This is a genomic window from Vibrio sp. R10-SG3-ISO10, from assembly GCF_059834185.1.
Genome location: NZ_JCBDHG010000023.1, coordinates 226,201 through 244,451 on the forward strand (window position 1 = coordinate 226,201; position 18,251 = coordinate 244,451).

The window sequence follows — 18,251 nt, forward strand, 5'->3', positions numbered from 1 at the left end:
TTAAATAAGCACATAGACAAAATGAGCTAGATTTTTAGCTTAAAGTACAAGGGTTTACATTTAGTGAACCCAATCAATCAGGGAATCTCCGGTGAAGTTCATAAAGCGACTACTTATATTCACATTGATTTGCATAATTCTTGGGGTCGGTACGATATTCGGCTTCTACTTGTATGTGAAGCCAGAGCTACCAGACGTAGCAACATTGAAAGACGTAAAACTGCAAACTCCAATGCAGGTGTTTAGCCAAGACGGTAAACTGATCTCCCAGTTTGGTGAGAAACGTCGTATCCCCGTTGCTTATGACGATATTCCACAGCATCTGATCGAGGCGCTAATTGCAACAGAAGATAGCCGCTTTTACGATCACCCAGGTATCGACCCGATCGGTATCACTCGTGCGGCCGTAGTGGTTGCTCTTTCAGGCTCGGCCAAGCAAGGTGCAAGTACCATTACTCAGCAGCTAGCTCGTAACTTCTTCCTTTCCAATGAAAAGAAGATCATGCGAAAAATCAAAGAGATCTTTATTGCTATCCATATAGAACAACTTCTTAGTAAAGAAGAGATCATGGAGTTATACGTCAATAAGATCTTCTTAGGCTATCGCTCTTATGGCTTTGGTGCCGCAGCGCAAACCTATTTTGGTAAAGAGCTTCAAAACCTCACACTAAGTGAAATCGCGACGCTTGCCGGCATGCCAAAAGCGCCTTCAACCATGAACCCTATTTACTCACTCGAACGTGCGACGAACCGTCGTAATGTCGTGCTACTGCGTATGCTTGACGAGAAATACATAACTCAGGCGGAGTATGATGAGGCTCGTGGTGAAGAGATCGTTGCTCGCTATCATGGTGCAGAAATTGAGTTAAGTGCTCCATACGTTGCAGAGCTAGCGCGAGCTTGGATGGTTGCTCGCTATGGTCAGGAAGAAGCCTACACTTCAGGCATGAACATCTACACCACGGTAGATTCAAAGCTTCAAGCAGCCGCAAACAAATCAGCAATCAACAACTTGCTGGCTTACGATGAGCGTCACGGCTATCGCGGTGCAGAAAAGGTTCTTTGGCAGCCAGGTAAACCTGCGCTTGATGAACAGCAGATAGATAAGACGCTCGATAACGTTCCAACCTATGGTCAGCTCGTTCCTGCTGTTGTCACTGCGGTTGATAACAAGCAAGCAACCATTTGGGTTAAGGACCAAGGGATCAACACGTTAGAGTGGGATGGCATCAAGTGGGCACGTAAATTCCTGACTGATGATCGCCAAGGCCCACCACCAAGCAGTGCCAAAGATGTCTTAGCTGAAGGTGAGCAAATTTGGGTGCGTGAAGTTGAAAGCACAGTTGAAGGCCAAGAGCCAAGCATCGCTTGGCACCTAAGCCAAGTACCGAATGCGAACACCGCATTTGTTGCTATGAACCCCGAAAACGGCGCAGTACTCTCGTTGGTTGGTGGTTTTAACTTTGTTCATAACAAGTTTAACCGTGCCACTCAGTCGGTACGCCAAGTTGGTTCAAGTATTAAACCCTTTATTTATGCCGCTGCAATCGATAAGGGGCTAACACTTGCGACCCTGATCAATGACGCTCCGATTAACCAATGGGATAAGAGTCAAGGTACAGCTTGGCGACCAAAGAACTCGCCACCAACTTACATTGGCCCTACTCGCTTACGTATTGGTTTAGCACAATCGAAGAACGTGATGGCTGTGCGCGTGTTACGTGAAGTCGGCCTTGATGAAACGCGCCAATACTTAACACGCTTTGGTTTCGATATAGACCAAGTGCCGCGTTCAGAAACCATTGCTCTTGGTGCGGGTAGCTTAACACCAATGAAAATGGCTCAAGGCTACTCAGTGTTCGCGAATGGTGGTTACTATGTAGAACCCTTCTATATCAGCCGAGTAGAGGGCCCATTTGGTGACCTAGAATTCGAAGCATCACCAAAAGTCGTCTGTCATCAAGACTGTACTCAAGCTATCACGAGTGACAATGAATTTGCCGAGCAAGATGTGACAACTGAAGTCACTGAAGAGCCTCAATATGCTCCACAAGTGATCTCAGAGCAAACTGCATTCTTGATGCGCGAAATGATGTACAGCAATGTCTGGGGTGGCGGTAACTGGCGTGACGGTACAGGTTGGAACGGTACCGGTTGGCGCGCTCAGAAGCTACAACGTCGCGACATTGGTGGTAAAACCGGTACTACTAACGACTCTAAAGATGCTTGGTATAACGGTTATGGCCCAGGAATGGTCGCTATCGCTTGGGTCGGTTTCGATGATCACACGCGTAAGCTAGGTCGAACCAAAACGAACAGTAATCTAGACAAAGATCAGATTACTGGCGCTGAAGCAGGGGCAAAAACAGCCCAGCCAGCCTGGGTCGACTTTATGCGTACAGCACTTGCGGGTGTTCCTCAGCAAAGCAAAACGATTCCACAAAATATCGTACGAGTTCGAATTGATCGAGACTCAGGTCTCTTGACCAATAAGTTCGACTCTAGCTCTATGTTTGAATACTTCTTAGAAGGTACTGAACCTACCGAGTACGTCACCAGTGAGATTACTGACAGTATCTACACTTCTGATGGCGGCGAGGAGCTGTTCTAACGTATTACAGCACGAAAAGAAAAGAGGTTGATGCTTTCACATCAACCTCTTTTTTTACCTGTAACTTATCAGTTGTCTTCAAGCTGAGTTTTAATAGCTTGAGCTAACTGTTCAAAGCGAGATCTTAGCGGAGAGCCTGGTCGATATGCCAAGACGATACTGCGTGAAGGGACCGGATTGGTAGCTGGGACATAACATACCCCATCTTTCTCTTTTTCTTTCGGTAACGACAACTCTGGCAACAAAGTAATACCCGCGCCTGCGGCCACCATATTACGCAGGGTTTCTAAGCTAGTCGCTTTAAAGCGTTCATCGTCTTGCGCGCCAGCAGCAAAACAGAAGCCTAATGCTTGATCGCGTAAACAGTGCCCATCGCCAAGCGCTAGTACTGTTTTACCATTGAGCTCGAGCATATCAACTTGGTCTAGCTTAGCCCATTCATGGTCACAAGGCACTGCAATGCTCAGTGGCTCGTTGTAAACTTCAATCTCTTTGAACTGCGCGGTTTCCGCAACCGACGCCAACACCAAACAATCTAACTTACCATCTTCTAACTGGCGCACCAGTTGATGAGTTTGCGCTTCATGCAAAAACAGCTCTAGATCAGGGAAAGCTTCTTTAAGCATAGGAATGATTTTCGGCAGTAGATAAGGGCCGACGGTCGGAATAAAGCCGATCTGCATAGGACCAACCATTTCACCTGCTTGACCGCTTGCCATATCCTTGAAGGTTTTCACTTCTGACAGAATACGTTTAGCTTGATCAACCAGCTGTAAACCCGCATCGGTGAACAGTACTCGGCGACTACTACGCTCTAAAAGTGCCGTGCCTAGTTCATCTTCCAATTTACGAATTTGACCACTTAGTGTTGGCTGGCTGACAAAGCAGGCTTCTGCTGCTTTACGAAAATGTTTGTGCTCAGCAAGCGCGACCAAATACTCAAAATCACGAATGTTCATTACCTCTACTCCCCACCATTAAGATAGAAATCACCTATCAAAACCATAACATTAAACGATTAGAGCTATCAAAGAATTTCTTCAATAATACACCCATCGAGACAGAGCACAGTCACTACACTGATAAGACTCCATAATAAAATTACAATAATCCGCTATTAAGGAAACCAATATGTTTGCATCTAAAGAAGGTCAAAACGTACCACAAGTTACATTCCCTATTCGTCAAGGTGACGCATGGGTTAACGTCACCAGTGATGAGCTATTTAAAGATAAAACCGTGATTGTATTCAGCTTACCGGGCGCTTTCACTCCGACTTGTTCATCTAGCCATCTGCCACGTTACAACGAGTTGTTCTCAGTTTTTAAAGACCACGGCGTTGATGAAATCATCTGTATGTCTGTTAACGATACTTTCGTAATGAATGCTTGGAAGTCAGACCAAGAAGCAGAAAACATCACCTTTATCCCAGATGGTAATGGCGAGTTTACTGACGGTATGGGTATGCTGGTTGACAAGAATGACCTAGGCTTTGGCAAACGCTCATGGCGTTACAGCATGCTAGTGAAAAATGGTGTAGTGGAGAAGATGTTTATTGAACCAAACGAGCCGGGAGACCCGTTCAAAGTGTCTGATGCAGACACAATGCTTAAACATGTAGCACCAGAATTCAAAACACAAGAATCGATTACCGTATTCAGTAAGCCGGGCTGTCCGTTCTGTGTCAAAGCTAAACAAGCGCTGATTGACAACGACCTTCAATATGAAGAGATCATTCTAGGTAAAGATGCGACCACAGTAAGTTTACGCGCTATTTCTGGCCGTACAACGGTGCCGCAAGTCTTTATCGGTGGTAAGCACATTGGTGGCAGTGAAGAGCTAGATGCTTACTTGGCTCAATAGTAACTAAGCGATAAGTCTTCAAAAAAACGAGCTAAATAGCTCGTTTTTTTCGTCGTTCTTGGGTTACTTTTCTGCTGCAATCACAGAGATTTCAACCAATAAGGCTTCACGTGCCATATCTGCGGTTACACATGCGCGAGCAGGTGCATGACCTTCCGGAACCCAAGCATCCCAAACAGCATTCATTTCTTGGAAATCTTTCATATCCTTGATGTAGATAGTCGCTGAAAGCATATGCTCTTTATCACTGCCCGCTTCTAGCAGTAACTCTTCAACCTTATCTAGCATTGTTTGAGTCTGTTCAGTAATGCCTTTAGTTGCGTCTGCGCAAACTTGGCCACAAAGGTAGATAGTTCCATTGTGCTTTACAATACGGCTCATTCGTTGTTTGGTTTGTTGACGTTCGATCATGTTTATCACTTTGAGGTTAATTGAGATATGCTAAGACCTCGTATGTTACCCAATTAACCGCAATCATGACATGTAAATACTGCAAAAATAGTGACTGGTTCTGGAAGAAAATAGGCCGATGCCAACGCTGCATGGATCAGCTCACTGTCTTATCCGTGTTATGTTGGATCGTCTGGTGGTTCGCTTTTCGTGACAACCCTCAGAGCATCGAATCTATCGCGCTCATTATGGCAGGCTTTGCTTTCAACGGTTTGCTGTTCCTTCATCTCTGGATGCGATTTGTCATCTTGCCTTGGCGAAAAAGGAATGGAAAAGAAGATAAGTAGACGACGCCTAACTCGCTCGCCTCTATTTGCTATGCGCTAAAAAGAAAAAAGCCCCAAAACCAATTATGGTTTGGGGCCTTCTTAGATTCTTCTAAGAAAAAGCAGTGGTACTTTAATAGACCGGGCTTTTTCTTAATAGTTCCCAAAAACTTCGATCTTTTTTGATCTTTTATTTGGATCTTTCTGAATCAGTTACTTAGGCAACGTTAACCCGTGCTATTGCTTGCTCAGCGAGGTTCACTTCTAATGCCACCTCATCACATGCGTGCTGTCTTGGGCACTGGTCGCAATCTTTAAGCACTTTCTCAGGTAGCAAAGACTTCGATGTTGGCAAGAAGGATTGCTTCATAAAGAACTCAGGAGTACGAGTCAAAACGAATACTTTCTTAATCGCCATCTGACGCGCTTTCTCAACCAGATACTGAACAATTGCGCTACCCTGCCCCTGACCTTGCCAGCCCGCTTCAACACCTAGCGAGCGAACTTCTGCTAACCCTGAATCATAGACATACAAAGAGGCGCAGCCAGTAATTTCACCATTGTGTTCAGCTACAGCAAAAGAACCGATATCACGCACTAACTCACTACGTGAACGTGGTAGGTTTTCACCCATGTTCGCCCAATAAGCGACCATACCTTCTAATGATTCGATATCGGTTAAACGAGCCGGACGTACATTCACTGCTGAAGCGTCGCGCTTAATCAGTCGGCCTTCGGCCTGTTCTACTGCGTAAGCAACCTGTTTTGGCGATACGCCACCAAGCGCACTACGTTTCTCTAGGCAAGACTCAATGGTTAATATGTCGTAGACATCCTCTTCAATCACTGGCGAGAACTCTTTTAGCTCAGCAATCGAAAGTTCTTCTAGTGCACAACCTTTAGCTATCGCACCAACAACCGCTACACCCACTATATGGTGTGCTTCGCGGAACGGAATCTTTTTCGCGACTAGGTAATCTGCAAGTTCAGTAGCATTAGCATAGCCTTGCTTAGCCGCTTCTAGAGTACGCTCGCCGTTGACCTTGATACCATCGAAACATAACGCTGCCATTTCCATACAGTCGTTCCAAGTATCTAGGGCATCAAACAGGCCTTCTTTGTCTTCTTGCATATCTTTGTTATATGCAAGCGGCAAAGCCTTCACTGTCATCATCATGCCAGCGAGTGAGCCATAAACGCGCCCCGTTTTACCACGGATAAGCTCAAGAGCATCTGGGTTTTTCTTCTGCGGCATCAGTGAAGAGCCCGACGTTACTGTATCAGCTAGCTCTATAAAGTTGGACTCACCCGAATTGTAGAAGATCATATCTTCAGCAAGACGAGATAAATGCAACATCGAGATTGACGCCACTGACATCAGCTCCATCACATGATCACGATCTGACACTGAATCCAGCGAGTTACGAGTCGCACGACGGAAGCCAAGGTTATGGGCTACTTTTTCACGGTCGATTGGATACGCAGTACCCGCCAAGGCTCCAGAACCTAAAGGACACGTATCAAGACGAGTAATGGCATCTTCTAAACGTGAGTAGTCACGCTCAAACATTTCTACATAGGCGAGACACCAATGGGCAAATGTAACCGGCTGAGCACGCTGCAAGTGGGTATAGCCCGGTAAAACCGTGTCTTGATGCACTTTCGCTACAGAGACCATTTGTGCTTGAAGACGATCAAGCGCCATCAATAACTGCTGACCTTGTTGACGACACCAGAGTTTTAGGTCGGTTGCCACCTGATCATTACGTGAACGCCCAGTGTGAAGCTTTTTACCAAGATCGCCCACTTTGCCAATTAACTGCTGCTCGACCCAAGAGTGGATATCTTCGGCATCAGAACGCAGGATTTGATGTGGGTCTTCCATTACTTCGAGCTTAAGCTCATTCAAAGCAAGCTCTAGTTTTTGCTGTTCTTGTTCCGTTAAAACATCAACAGAGAGTAAAGCCTTTGACCAAGCGATTGAACCCACGATATCTTGTTCAGCTAATCGGTAATCGAAGCGCAATGAGTCGTTAAAATCTTTGAATCTCGTATCTGCTGCTTGGGTAAATCTTCCGCCCCATAATGCCATCGCGTTTCTCCTGATTACCTGTGCTCACTAGTCGTGCTGGTTAGTAAAATTGCTTTCGTTAACTCTGAATTAGATTCAGTATTGTTTGATAGTTCAAAGTTACGGCAAATGAGAACAAAAATAAAGTATTAATTCACTTTTTCAACATATTTATTCAAATCATTATTTGTTAGCCTAACACCACTCAAAAAAAGCAAAAAGCCCACTTGGTTAACCAAGCGGGCTCTAGATTTCTAATCGTTAGTGATTATTTCTTCTGACTATTCAGAGCACGGATACGGCTTGATAGCGAATAAAGGCGGATAAAGCCTTCAGCGTGGCTTTGGTCATAAACTTCATCTTCACCAAAGGTTGCAAACTCTTCACAGTAAAGGCTGTTGTCTGAACGCTTCTGAGTCACTGTCGCTTGGCCTTTGTATAGCTTAACCACGACTTCACCATTCACGTCTTGAGCCAGCTCTTCTGATGCCGCCAAAATTGACTTACATAGCGGAGTAAACCAACGACCGTCATAAACTAGGTGAGAAGCTTTTACACCAAGCTCTTCACGGAACTCAAATGCAGTTTTATCTAGCACAAGCTGCTCTACTGCGCGAAGCGCTTCCATCATAATAGTGCCTCCCGGAGTTTCGTAACAACCACGAGACTTCATCCCTACCAGACGGTTTTCAACGATGTCGATACGTCCAACACCATGCTTCACACCTTTGTCATTCAGGTACACAAGTGCGTTGTACGGTGTCATGTTTTCACCATCAACACCTACCACTTCGCCTTTTTCAACTTTTAGCGTTACGAATTCCGCTTCATTAGGTGCTTGCTCTGGATCGACTGTCCATGCCCAGCAATCATCGTTTGGTGCATTCCAAGTGTCTTCTAACACACCACCTTCTGTCGAGATGTGCCAAGCGTTCGCATCACGTGAATAAATTTTCGTTAGAGAGGCAGTACAAGGGATATTACGCTCCGCTAGGTAATCAAGACACTCTTCACGACTGACAAGATCCCACTCACGCCAAGGAGCAATCACATGTAGGTCCGGTGCAAGTGCCGCAAATGCACCTTCAAAACGAACTTGGTCATTACCTTTACCGGTACAGCCATGACAAAGCGCATCTGCTCCAACTTTACGTGCCACTTCCACTTGCGCTTTAGCTATGATTGGACGAGCCATTGAAGTACCTAATAAGTACTTACCTTCGTAGTAAGCACCTGTTTTTAGAGTTGGGTAGATGTAGTCTGCCACCATTTCTTCTTTGAGGTCAGCAATGTAGCACTCTGATGCACCAGAGGCTTTGGCTTTTTCTTCAATGCCTTCTAGCTCTTCCGCGCCTTGACCGACATCAGCGACGAAAGCAACCACTTCACAATCGTAATTCTCTTTTAGCCATGGAATGATCACTGATGTATCCAGACCGCCAGAATATGCGACAACTACTTTATTTACTTGAACTTTGCTCATTTTTCTTTCTCCAAATCCCGGCGCTGCGCGTGGCGGTCAGTGCTGCGGGTTACTTCCTGTTTAATCTGTTTTTATCACTCAATGCGCTATGCATTCAGCTCTAATTCTTTACTACCAACTACTGTGGTAAAAACTGGGTTCCAATGCTCTGTCCGGCAAATAGCTCGGCGAGCTTTTCTGGATAACGCCATGTTGCAACTTCAATTGGTCGACCCAAGTCATTAGCCGCTTCGAGTGCAGCGTTCACTTTGACAATCATGCCGTCAGTAATCACATGACCATTGATGAGGTTCTGCGCTTCTTTCTCATCAAGGCTTTTGATTAAATGACCTTTGCCATCTAGCACACCGCTGACATCCGACAGTAGAACCAGTTCAGCATCTAAGGCTCCAGCCACAGCTACCGCAGCTTGGTCTGCATTAACATTCATCATCTGGCCTTGCTCGGTTAGGCCGATAGAACTTATGATAGGTAGCGCGCCCGTTTGTAAAATCGCTTGCAGCACGGTTGAGTCTCCCGGTGTCGCCTTACCTACCGCGCCCAGCTCTGGGTCAAGCTCTTTGACATGACATAAGCCGCCATCCGCTAAACTCAAACCAACTGCATTGAGGCCATCTTTGATCGCTTGACCTTGCAACATCTTGTTGGCTGTTCCAGCTAGAGCGCCAGCAATGACTGGGATTTGCTCATAAGGGGTTACGCGAAGACCTTCTTTCTTGATTGTCTCAAGTTGCAGTTTCGCCATTAGATCGTCCACCAGATAACCACCACCGTGAACGATCACAATTCGTCGCTGAGCTTGCTTTTGGTATTGAGCTATCGCACCAAATACCTGGCTTAATGTCTCAGTACACGACAGTGCAGCACCGCCAAATTTGATCACTAATGGAGTAAGTTTGTTATCTGTCATTACTTTTCCTTCCCTGCTCAATTAAACAAGAGCAGTCAGCTCTGGAAATCCGTAGTGGATGTTTAAACATTGCATCGCTTGACTTGATGCACCTTTGAGCAAGTTGTCTATCGCTGAAACAACGATGACGTGCTCGCCTTGAACCTTCCAACCTAAATCGCAGAAAGGTGTATTTTCTACATTTTGAATATTCGGCAATGCTGACTCTAAAAGACGCACTGCCGATTTGTTTTCATAAGCTGCTTTAAACGCAGTGTTAACTTGTTGTTCAGATGCACCAGCCACCAAATTGAGCGTAATAGTGGCGAGAATGCCACGCTTAAAATTGCCAAGATGCGGGGTAAAAATCACATCTGTGCCTAAGTGGCTAGCGATTTCCGGCTGATGACGATGATTAAATACACCGTATGGCTGTAAGCTGACCTCACAAAAACTATTGGTCATCGATGCTTTTCTGCCAGCACCGGAAACACCACTAGTGGCATTAATCACAGGCCATTGAGCCGTATCCACCAAACCCGCTTCGAGTAAAGGCTTAACCGCTAACTGTGAAGCTGTTGGATAACAACCGGGCACCGCAATAAGCTGACTCTGTTTAATCGCTTGTGCGTTCCATTCAGCTAATCCGTAGGCTGAGTTGTCTAACCAAGCATCATGCTGGTGTTCAAAACCATAAAACTCGCTGTAGAAACCTTCTTTTTTAACGCGAAAGGCGCCAGACAAATCAAAGACCTGACAACCTTGCGCTAAAAACTGCGGCGCTAGGTCATGGCTTACTTCATGCGCAGTGGCAAGGAAAACCACATCCGTTTGATTAGCCACAGCTTCAACATCTTTGAGAGGAAGCACTGGTTGACTAATAATTCCGGCCAGCTTGCCGTGAAGCTGTGCGATGTCTTTACCTGCATCAAGGCTATTGGCGGAGACATATAAACCTGATAGCGTAAGTTCAGGGTGTTTATGTACCATCAAAGCAAGCTCTGCTCCGGTATAACCGCTTGCGCCTATGATTGTGGTTTTGAGCATCTCAGACATCCATTTCGAGTAAAAAACGTCATTTCAATAATGACTATAAATTTAAATTATTAAGCTTTTATTGGTTTTTTATTCAATAAAAGTGATTTAATATGTGTTTTACCTTCTTAGCCGAACTCTGTCAACAGGGAATGTAAACTAAATATGCAATTACCAAGTTTTATTGAGGTCTACAGCGGCCTGATTTCTACCTCTTCTATAAGCTCAACGGACTCCAGTTGGGATGAAGGCAACGCAAAAGTGATTGAAAAGTTAGCGACTTGGCTGAAAGACGTAGGCTTTGAAGTAAACTTAACTGAAGTAGAAGCGGGCAAATTTAACCTAATCGCCAAAAAAGGCTCTGGTGAAGGCGGACTGCTTTTGGCAGGGCACATCGATACCGTGCCGTTCGATGAAGGGCGTTGGAATTTCGAGCCACATGCGTTGACGGAAGCGAACAACCGATTTTATGGCTTGGGTACAGCGGATATGAAAGGCTTTTTTGCCTTTATTATAGAAGCGGTTAAAAAAGTTGATTGGAGCAAACAGACCAAACCTCTCTATGTGCTCGCAACATGTGATGAAGAGACAACTATGCTCGGCGCACGCCACTTCACTGAAACCGCCCCATTTAAACCGGATTACTGCATCATCGGCGAACCAACTAGCCTAGTACCTATTCGCGGTCATAAAGGTCATGTTGCCAATGCGGTGCGAGTGACCGGTAAATCGGGCCACTCATCTGATCCTGCTTTAGGGGTTAATGCTATCGAAATCATGCATGAGGTTTTATTTGCCTTAATGCAGCTACGTGACAAGCTGATTAAAGAGTATCACCATCCAGGATTTGCCATTCCTAGCCCGACGTTAAATCTAGGCCACATTCATGGTGGTGACAGTGCTAACCGTATCTGCGGCTGCTGTGAACTGCATTACGATGTTCGTCCTTTGCCGGGCATCAGCCTAGATGGACTAGATAACATGCTGCGCGGCGCACTCAAAGAAATCGAAGCCAAGTGGCCGGGTAGAATCTCGATCACGCCGCTTCACGAGCCTATCCCCGGCTACGAATGTCAGCATGACCATCCATTTATCGGTGGCGTTGAAGAGATCTGTGGCACCAGCTCTGAAACAGTAAACTACTGTACTGAAGCCCCATTCTTGCAGCAGCTATGCCCAACACTGGTTCTAGGCCCTGGCTCCATTGACCAAGCCCACCAGCCAGACGAGTTCCTCGCCTTTGAATTTATCGATCCAACCATAGATGTATTGTCGAAAGCGATGCATAAGTATTGTTTTTAAATACAGAGCGCGAACGCTTTGCTGCGGGATAAAGGAAGCGGGAACGGGCTACGCCCTATGGAAAACTGGAGAGCTGGAGAGCTGGAGAGCTGGAGAGCTGGAGAGCTGGAGAGCTAAAGTTGCTCCACTATGGTTAAGAGTCAAGTCTAGCTTTCCACAAGGGCGCAGCCCGTTCTCGTTTTCCACAGGACGAAGTCCGTTCCTATAGGCGAAGCCTCTCTCTCATTCTGTAAGAAAGTTTCAACATAATTAGTCAATCGGATAGCTCGCAAAGCGTTACATTCATTTGCATAATATTTGCAAACTTAGCCTACAGTATTTGACTCGAAGCGATATTTTTCGCTAGATTGTCTACCTAACAAGGAACATTGGATGTAATTTTTTTACAAGGCAGGATGACAATGAACGAGAAATACTCTGCGCTCAGAAGCAATGTGAGCATGCTAGGACACTTGCTCGGTAACACCATTAAGGATGCACATGGTGACGTACTTCTAGAGAAAGTAGAAACCATTCGTAAACTTTCAAAGTCCGCCCTCGCAGGCAATCAACAAGACAGAGATAGCTTGATTGATGAGATTAAAAGCCTGCCAAATGAGCAATTAACCCCTGTTGCTCACGCATTCAACCAATTTCTCAACCTGACTAACATGGCAGAGCAGTACCATACGATCTCTCGCCACTGTGATGCTCATGTTTGTGAACCAGACGCGATTAACTCCCTATTCTCTAAACTTGCTCAAAATGACATTAGCAAGTTAGATACAGCGCAAGCAGTGCGCGATCTTAATATTGAACTAGTACTGACAGCGCACCCGACCGAAATTACTCGTCGAACCATGATCCACAAGCTCGTGAAGATCAATAAGTGCTTATCTAAGTTAGAGCTTGGTGACCTTTCAGCGAAAGAGCGTCAGAAAACAGAACGCCGCCTAGAGCAATTGATTGCCCAAAGCTGGCACTCAGACACCATTCGTAAGCAACGACCAACGCCGCTTGATGAAGCGAAATGGGGCTTTGCTGTCGTCGAGAACTCACTTTGGGAAGCGGTACCTGACTTTTTGCGCGAACTTGACCAGCGTCTTGAAGGTTACCTTGGCGAAGGTCTGCCGATTGACGCGCGACCAGTGCATTTTTCTTCTTGGATGGGCGGTGACCGCGATGGCAACCCATTCGTAACGCATACCATTACTCGTGAAGTTCTGCTTCTTTCACGCTGGAAGGCGGCTGACCTTTACCTAAATGACATCAATGAGCTGGTTAGCGAACTGTCGATGACTCAGTGTAACGCTGCTGTGCGTTCTCTAGCTGGTGAAGATGAGCATGAACCTTACCGCGCTGTACTAAAAGAACTTCGCGCATTGCTCAATGAAACCAAAGAGATTCTTGATGCGAAGATCCACGGTCAGAAGCTAGCAGTAAAAGCGCCGCTGCAACGCGTCGAGCAGCTTTGGGAACCACTATACGCATGTTACCAATCACTGCACGAGTGTGGCATGGGGATCATTGCTGATGGCTCACTGCTGGATACATTGCGCCGTATTAAAGCGTTCGGTGTCCACCTAGTTCGTCTCGATGTTCGCCAAGAAAGTACTCGTCATTCAGATGTCCTATCTGAGCTGACTCGCTACCTGGGCATTGGCGATTACGATCAGTGGAGTGAGCAAGATAAAGTTGCTTTCTTAACTAACGAATTGGCTTCGAAGCGCCCGCTGCTACCTAGAGACTGGCAACCGTCAGAAGCGGTTAAAGAAGTGCTCGATACTTGTAAAATCGTTGCTGCTCAGCCACGTGAGGCGTTTGGTGCTTATGTTATCTCAATGGCCCGTACAGCTTCTGATGTCCTTGCCGTTCACCTGCTATTGCAAGAATCAGGTTGCCCTTACCGCATGGATGTATGTCCGTTGTTCGAAACACTCGATGACTTGAACAATGCTGAGTCCGTTATCAAACAACTAATGGGCATCGACCTATACCGTGGCTTTATCCAAAACCACCAAATGGTCATGATCGGCTACTCTGATTCAGCCAAAGATGCTGGTGTTATGTCGGCAGGTTGGGCTCAGTACCACGCTATGGAATCACTAGTTAAGGTAGCCGAAGAAGAAGGCGTTGAACTGACTCTATTCCACGGCCGTGGCGGTACTATCGGTCGTGGTGGTGCTCCTGCACACGCTGCACTACTATCTCAGCCACCGAAAAGCTTGAAAGGTGGTCTACGTGTTACTGAACAAGGTGAGATGATCCGCTTTAAACTTGGCCTTCCTGAAGTGGCGGTCAACAGCTTTAGCTTATACGCAAGTGCGATCCTCGAAGCGAACCTGCTGCCACCACCAGAGCCAAAGCAAGAGTGGCGTGACTTGATGAATGTGTTATCGGAAGTCAGCTGTGAAGCTTACCGCAATGTGGTTCGTGGTGAAGCAGACTTTGTTCCTTATTTCCGTCAAACCACACCAGAGCTAGAACTAGGCAAACTGCCGCTAGGTTCAAGACCTGCAAAACGTAACCCGAAAGGTGGCGTAGAAAGCTTACGTGCAATCCCTTGGATCTTCTCATGGAGCCAAAACCGACTGGTGCTTCCTGCTTGGCTTGGTGCCGGTGAAGCCATTCAGTATTCAGTAGATAAAGGCCATCAAGCGCTACTAGAAGAGATGTGTCGAGAGTGGCCATTCTTCTCAACTCGCCTAGGTATGCTAGAAATGGTTTACACCAAGTGTAATCTAGAGATTTCTCGTTACTACGATGAGCGCTTGGTCGACAACAACTTACTGCCTCTTGGTGACCGCCTGCGCGAACAGTTGCAAAAAGATATCAAGTCAGTACTTAACGTAGAAAACAACGAAAACTTGATGCAAAGCGACCCATGGGGCCAAGAGTCTATTCGTCTGCGTAACATCTATGTTGAGCCATTGAACATGCTTCAAGCTGAACTGCTCTATCGCACTCGCCAAGATGAACAGGCAGCGCCAGAGTTGGAAGAAGCCTTAATGGTAACCATTGCCGGCATTGCGGCGGGTATGCGTAATACAGGCTAATTTCCCGTAAAATGTAAAGAAGGTTGGTGTGAACTCACCAACCTTTTTTTATGTCTTTCAGAGCATTTCTTATAGAAAGTCGAACCACAGGTGCGACATTTATACTCAAATTACAAAACATTTCTCTAAATGTGGCGCACTATTGAGATTTTTGTCAGTTTTTTGGGATATTTTGTCCTTCTATTCTACTTTATGCTTATTATTTAGATATACTACTTCACCGCTGTGGCGACTTATATAAAATCAACATGCTGCAGCTCTTCGATATCTTAACTATCGATCCTAGGTGATAAACGGCTTTTTTAGGTGACATGACCAACATTGTTGGTGCCACTTTTTCTACTGATGATCAGTGCCATTAAGAAGCACGACAGAAATTAAGTGGTTGTATTTAGTAGTTTATTGACCATTTGGATTGAAGACATGTCATTACCACACGTTATCTTAACCGTTCTAAGCACACGCGATGCGACTGGATACGATATCACTAAAGAATTTTCAGCCACTATCGGCTATTTCTGGAAAGCGAGCCACCAGCAAGTTTATCGCGAGTTAAACAAGATGGCTCAAAACAACCTAGTAACCTGTGTACTAGAGCCTCAAGAAGGCAAACCAGACCGTAAAGTATATTCAATTACTGATTCTGGTCGTACTGCACTAGGTGAATGGTTTGACCAACCAACCTCTCACCCAACCGTCCGTGACGAGTTTTCAGCTAAGCTTATGGCTTGTGCCGTTCAGCCATCTGCGCCATACCGCGCTCAATTGGCCGAGCTAGTTGAAGAGTCGCGAAAACTGGTTGCTCACTACCAAGAAATCGAAAACGCGTACTACTCAACAACTGCGACGTTAGATAAGCAGCAACGTTTAGAGCGCCTAACGCTACGTAGAAACCTGCTTATCCGCCAAGCGTGGATCGAATGGGCTGAAGAAGTTCTTACTGAACTTGATGCTCTAGGTTAAGCGAGAAGCGAGAAGCGAGAAGCGAGAAGCGAGAAGCGAGAAGCGAGAAGCGAGAAGCGAGAAGCGAGAAGCGAGAAGCGAGAAAAATTAAAGGATTGACACCAAGTGTCAATCCTTTTTATTTAGGAGCAGTTCTCCATGGATTCGGGATGTGCTAGCGAAAAACTCTCGAAGGACGAAGTCCGGTCTCGACTCTCGAAACGCAGTGTTCTCGGAAGACGAAGTCCGTTCTAACTCCTATATCCCATCCCCGCCAATAAAGCTTTGTGAACGACCATTAAATTGTTGGTCCATATCCAAAGATGGCTTATCGGTCTTAGGTCTACCAACAATCTTAGCCGGAACCCCTGCGACTGTGGTATGAGCGGGAACAGCTTGAAGTACTACTGAACAAGAGCCAATCTTAGCCCCTTCTCCAACTTCAATATTACCGAGAATCTTAGCACCAGCACCTATCATCACACCTTCACGAATTTTCGGGTGACGATCGCCGCACTCTTTACCAGTACCACCTAATGTCACGTCCTGTAGGATAGATACATCATTCTCTACAATGGCTGTTTCACCAATCACGATACCCGTGGCGTGGTCTAGCATGATACCGCGACCAATTTTAGCCGCCGGGTGAATATCCACCTGACACGCGACTGAGATTTGGTTTTGTAGGTAAGTAGCGAGCGCAATACGTCCCTGCTTCCACAGCCAGTTTGCTACTCGATAACCTTGCAAGGCGTGATAACCTTTTAGGTACAGCAGCGGCATTGAATACATTGCAACAGCAGGGTCTCGGTTTACCGTGGCACATATGTCACAAGCGGCAGCAGCGCTGATACTTGGGTCTGAGTTTAGGGCTTCTTCAACCACTTCCCTGACCGCCATCGCCGGCATTGACGCTGTATTAAGCTTATTCGCTAAAATATAGCTTAACGCCGCGCTCAAACTATCATGCTTAATAATAGTGGCATGATAGAAGCTTGCTAACATTGGCTCTTGTTCAGAAAGCTCTCTTGCTTCCTTAACAATGGTTTGCCAAACCTTCTGTTTCTCACAATGTTTCATGAATTTTCCTAGTACTGAATCCCTAGTATCTAGATACAAAGTCCAGTGTTGCTATTGTTCTTTATGCTTCCGCTTTCTTATCGCGAGCGAGCAAATCTTTCGCCGCTAAGTTTGCATCCTTCCCTTGATACAATACTTGATATATTTGGTCAACAATTGGCATCTCGACACCCATACGCTCAGCTAACAGGTAGACCTCTTTAGTGTTGCGATAACCTTCGACAACTTGACCAATTTCATCTTGGGCGGTATCGACATCTTTACCCTGACCTAGTGCTAAGCCAAAGCGGCGGTTACGAGATTGGTTATCGGTACAAGTTAATACCAAATCACCCAATCCTGCCATGCCCATAAAGGTTTCTGGCTGTGCACCTAGCGCAGCACCCAATCGGGTCATTTCTGCTAAACCGCGAGTGATCAAAGCCGTACGCGCATTGGCACCAAACCCAATGCCATCAGACATACCTGCGCCAATCGCAATCACGTTCTTAACTGCACCGCCTAATTGCATACCAATGAAGTCACTGTTTGCGTAAACACGGAAAGTTTTGCTGCAATGGATTTTTTCTTGTAGATCAGCCACAAAGTCGTTGTCTGGTGACGCAACAGAAATCGCTGTCGGCATTCCCATTGCAAGCTCTTTCGCAAACGTAGGTCCAGATAAAACCGCCAGAGAGTAGCCTTCACCTAGCGCTTCATTTGCGACTTCTTTCAATAGGCGGCCAGTTTCTGGCTCTAGCCCTTTGGTTGCCCAACATATACGCGAGTCGTCTCTCAAGTGCGGTTTAACATTGTTTAGCACAATGCCAAACACATGACTTGGCACAACCACCAGCAGATCACGACTTGCTTGCACTGCCTTCTCAAGATCAGATTCAACAATCAATGATTGAGGAAACTCAATTCCAGGTAGAAACTCGTGGTTGGCACGATCTGCTTCCAGACGAGCCATATGCTCAGGTTCATGGCCCCAAATTACTACGTTGGCACCATTACGTGCTAAAGAGATGGCAAGCGAAGTACCGTAGGAACCGGCACCAAGTACGGTCATTGCAATTTCTTTCCCGTAGGCATTGTTGGTCTTATCTTTCATTATTCCGCCTGATTGTCATTAGGGTGACTAGAATCTTGCCGCTAACTATTAGTATTGCTACTAAATATCAGTGGCAAGAATCCAATCCTATAAACAAAAAATGCACATCGCATCAAATAGAGACGCTCTGT

Annotated in this window: 14 protein-coding genes; 6 read left to right on the plus strand and 8 right to left on the minus strand. The window is 46.0% G+C overall.

Annotation, left to right across the window (positions count from 1 at the left end; translation table 11 throughout):
- Positions 1-91 precede the first annotated feature (91 nt).
- A complete protein-coding gene (locus tag AC6R16_RS19405) occupies positions 92-2,611 on the plus strand; it encodes a penicillin-binding protein 1A (RefSeq protein WP_500675472.1) in 2,520 nt (839 codons plus the stop codon).
- A gap of 68 nt (positions 2,612-2,679) precedes the next feature.
- Here the strand turns inward: AC6R16_RS19405 and oxyR are convergent, their stop codons facing one another.
- A complete protein-coding gene (oxyR, locus tag AC6R16_RS19410) occupies positions 2,680-3,570 on the minus strand; it encodes a DNA-binding transcriptional regulator OxyR (protein WP_500675473.1) in 891 nt (296 codons plus the stop codon).
- Between the two features lie 172 nt (positions 3,571-3,742).
- On the opposite strand from oxyR, the gene AC6R16_RS19415 reads away from it, so the two are divergent.
- The gene (locus AC6R16_RS19415; RefSeq protein WP_239827314.1) at positions 3,743-4,474 is read left to right on the plus strand and encodes a glutathione peroxidase; all 732 of its coding nucleotides are present in this window, start codon (positions 3,743-3,745) and stop codon (positions 4,472-4,474) included.
- Positions 4,475-4,537: 63 nt separating this feature from the next.
- Here AC6R16_RS19415 and AC6R16_RS19420 read toward each other — a convergent pair whose 3' ends face one another.
- The gene (locus AC6R16_RS19420) at positions 4,538-4,885 is read right to left on the minus strand and encodes a RidA family protein (protein ID WP_004743292.1); all 348 of its coding nucleotides are present in this window, start codon (positions 4,883-4,885) and stop codon (positions 4,538-4,540) included.
- 65 nt (positions 4,886-4,950) lie between these two features.
- Between AC6R16_RS19420 and AC6R16_RS19425 the strand changes: the two genes are divergently transcribed.
- Positions 4,951-5,211 carry a DUF3624 domain-containing protein gene (locus tag AC6R16_RS19425; protein ID WP_069667487.1) on the plus strand — a complete coding sequence of 87 codons (261 nt, stop codon included), beginning with the start codon at positions 4,951-4,953 and terminating at the stop codon, positions 5,209-5,211.
- Positions 5,212-5,407: 196 nt separating this feature from the next.
- Here the strand turns inward: AC6R16_RS19425 and argH are convergent, their stop codons facing one another.
- The 4 genes from argH to argC all read right to left on the minus strand — a co-directional run bounded on the left by argH (position 5,408) and on the right by argC (position 10,680).
- Positions 5,408-7,282: an argininosuccinate lyase gene (argH, locus tag AC6R16_RS19430; RefSeq protein WP_004743289.1), complete on the minus strand. Its 1,875-nt coding sequence runs from the start codon at positions 7,280-7,282 to the stop codon at positions 5,408-5,410.
- A 247-nt stretch (positions 7,283-7,529) separates the two neighbouring features.
- A complete protein-coding gene (locus AC6R16_RS19435) occupies positions 7,530-8,744 on the minus strand; it encodes an argininosuccinate synthase (RefSeq protein ID WP_004743288.1) in 1,215 nt (404 codons plus the stop codon).
- Between the two features lie 118 nt (positions 8,745-8,862).
- Complete coding sequence (gene argB, locus AC6R16_RS19440) at positions 8,863-9,654, minus strand: acetylglutamate kinase (RefSeq protein ID WP_500675474.1); 792 nt, start codon at positions 9,652-9,654, stop codon at positions 8,863-8,865.
- 21 nt (positions 9,655-9,675) lie between these two features.
- On the minus strand, positions 9,676-10,680 hold the full coding sequence (argC, locus tag AC6R16_RS19445) for an N-acetyl-gamma-glutamyl-phosphate reductase (protein WP_500675475.1): 1,005 nt from the start codon (positions 10,678-10,680) through the stop codon (positions 9,676-9,678).
- A gap of 153 nt (positions 10,681-10,833) precedes the next feature.
- Between argC and argE the strand changes: the two genes are divergently transcribed.
- The 3 genes from argE to AC6R16_RS19460 all read left to right on the plus strand — a co-directional run bounded on the left by argE (position 10,834) and on the right by AC6R16_RS19460 (position 15,968).
- Positions 10,834-11,970 (plus strand): acetylornithine deacetylase, encoded by a 1,137-nt coding sequence (gene argE / locus AC6R16_RS19450; protein ID WP_500675476.1) that lies wholly within the window; start codon positions 10,834-10,836, stop codon positions 11,968-11,970.
- Between the two features lie 401 nt (positions 11,971-12,371).
- Positions 12,372-15,005 (plus strand): phosphoenolpyruvate carboxylase, encoded by a 2,634-nt coding sequence (gene ppc, locus AC6R16_RS19455; protein WP_500675477.1) that lies wholly within the window; start codon positions 12,372-12,374, stop codon positions 15,003-15,005.
- 423 nt (positions 15,006-15,428) lie between these two features.
- The gene (locus AC6R16_RS19460; protein ID WP_004743283.1) at positions 15,429-15,968 is read left to right on the plus strand and encodes a PadR family transcriptional regulator; all 540 of its coding nucleotides are present in this window, start codon (positions 15,429-15,431) and stop codon (positions 15,966-15,968) included.
- 237 nt (positions 15,969-16,205) lie between these two features.
- Here AC6R16_RS19460 and cysE read toward each other — a convergent pair whose 3' ends face one another.
- Both cysE and gpsA read right to left on the minus strand, forming a co-directional pair.
- A complete protein-coding gene (gene cysE / locus AC6R16_RS19465; protein ID WP_004743282.1) occupies positions 16,206-17,027 on the minus strand; it encodes a serine O-acetyltransferase in 822 nt (273 codons plus the stop codon).
- A gap of 61 nt (positions 17,028-17,088) precedes the next feature.
- Positions 17,089-18,120, minus strand: a complete 1,032-nt coding sequence (gene gpsA, locus AC6R16_RS19470; RefSeq protein WP_004743281.1) for an NAD(P)H-dependent glycerol-3-phosphate dehydrogenase — start codon at positions 18,118-18,120, stop codon at positions 17,089-17,091.
- Positions 18,121-18,251 lie beyond the last annotated feature (131 nt).

Excerpts from the sequence above, each read along its gene's own strand:
- AC6R16_RS19435 (WP_004743288.1), bottom strand. The coding sequence starts at position 8,744 with ATGAGCAAAGTTCAAGTAAATAAAGTAGTTGTCGCATATTCTGGCGGT.
- AC6R16_RS19415 (WP_239827314.1), top strand. The coding sequence starts at position 3,743 with ATGTTTGCATCTAAAGAAGGTCAAAACGTACCACAAGTTACATTCCCT.
- argH (WP_004743289.1), bottom strand. The coding sequence starts at position 7,282 with ATGGCATTATGGGGCGGAAGATTTACCCAAGCAGCAGATACGAGATTC.
- AC6R16_RS19420 (WP_004743292.1), bottom strand. The coding sequence starts at position 4,885 with ATGATCGAACGTCAACAAACCAAACAACGAATGAGCCGTATTGTAAAG.
- cysE (WP_004743282.1), bottom strand. The coding sequence starts at position 17,027 with ATGAAACATTGTGAGAAACAGAAGGTTTGGCAAACCATTGTTAAGGAA.
- ppc (WP_500675477.1), top strand. The coding sequence starts at position 12,372 with ATGAACGAGAAATACTCTGCGCTCAGAAGCAATGTGAGCATGCTAGGA.
- gpsA (WP_004743281.1), bottom strand. The coding sequence starts at position 18,120 with ATGAAAGATAAGACCAACAATGCCTACGGGAAAGAAATTGCAATGACC.
- oxyR (WP_500675473.1), bottom strand. The coding sequence starts at position 3,570 with ATGAACATTCGTGATTTTGAGTATTTGGTCGCGCTTGCTGAGCACAAA.
- argE (WP_500675476.1), top strand. The coding sequence starts at position 10,834 with ATGCAATTACCAAGTTTTATTGAGGTCTACAGCGGCCTGATTTCTACC.
- argC (WP_500675475.1), bottom strand. The coding sequence starts at position 10,680 with ATGCTCAAAACCACAATCATAGGCGCAAGCGGTTATACCGGAGCAGAG.
- AC6R16_RS19425 (WP_069667487.1), top strand. The coding sequence starts at position 4,951 with ATGACATGTAAATACTGCAAAAATAGTGACTGGTTCTGGAAGAAAATA.
- AC6R16_RS19460 (WP_004743283.1), top strand. The coding sequence starts at position 15,429 with ATGTCATTACCACACGTTATCTTAACCGTTCTAAGCACACGCGATGCG.
- argB (WP_500675474.1), bottom strand. The coding sequence starts at position 9,654 with ATGACAGATAACAAACTTACTCCATTAGTGATCAAATTTGGCGGTGCT.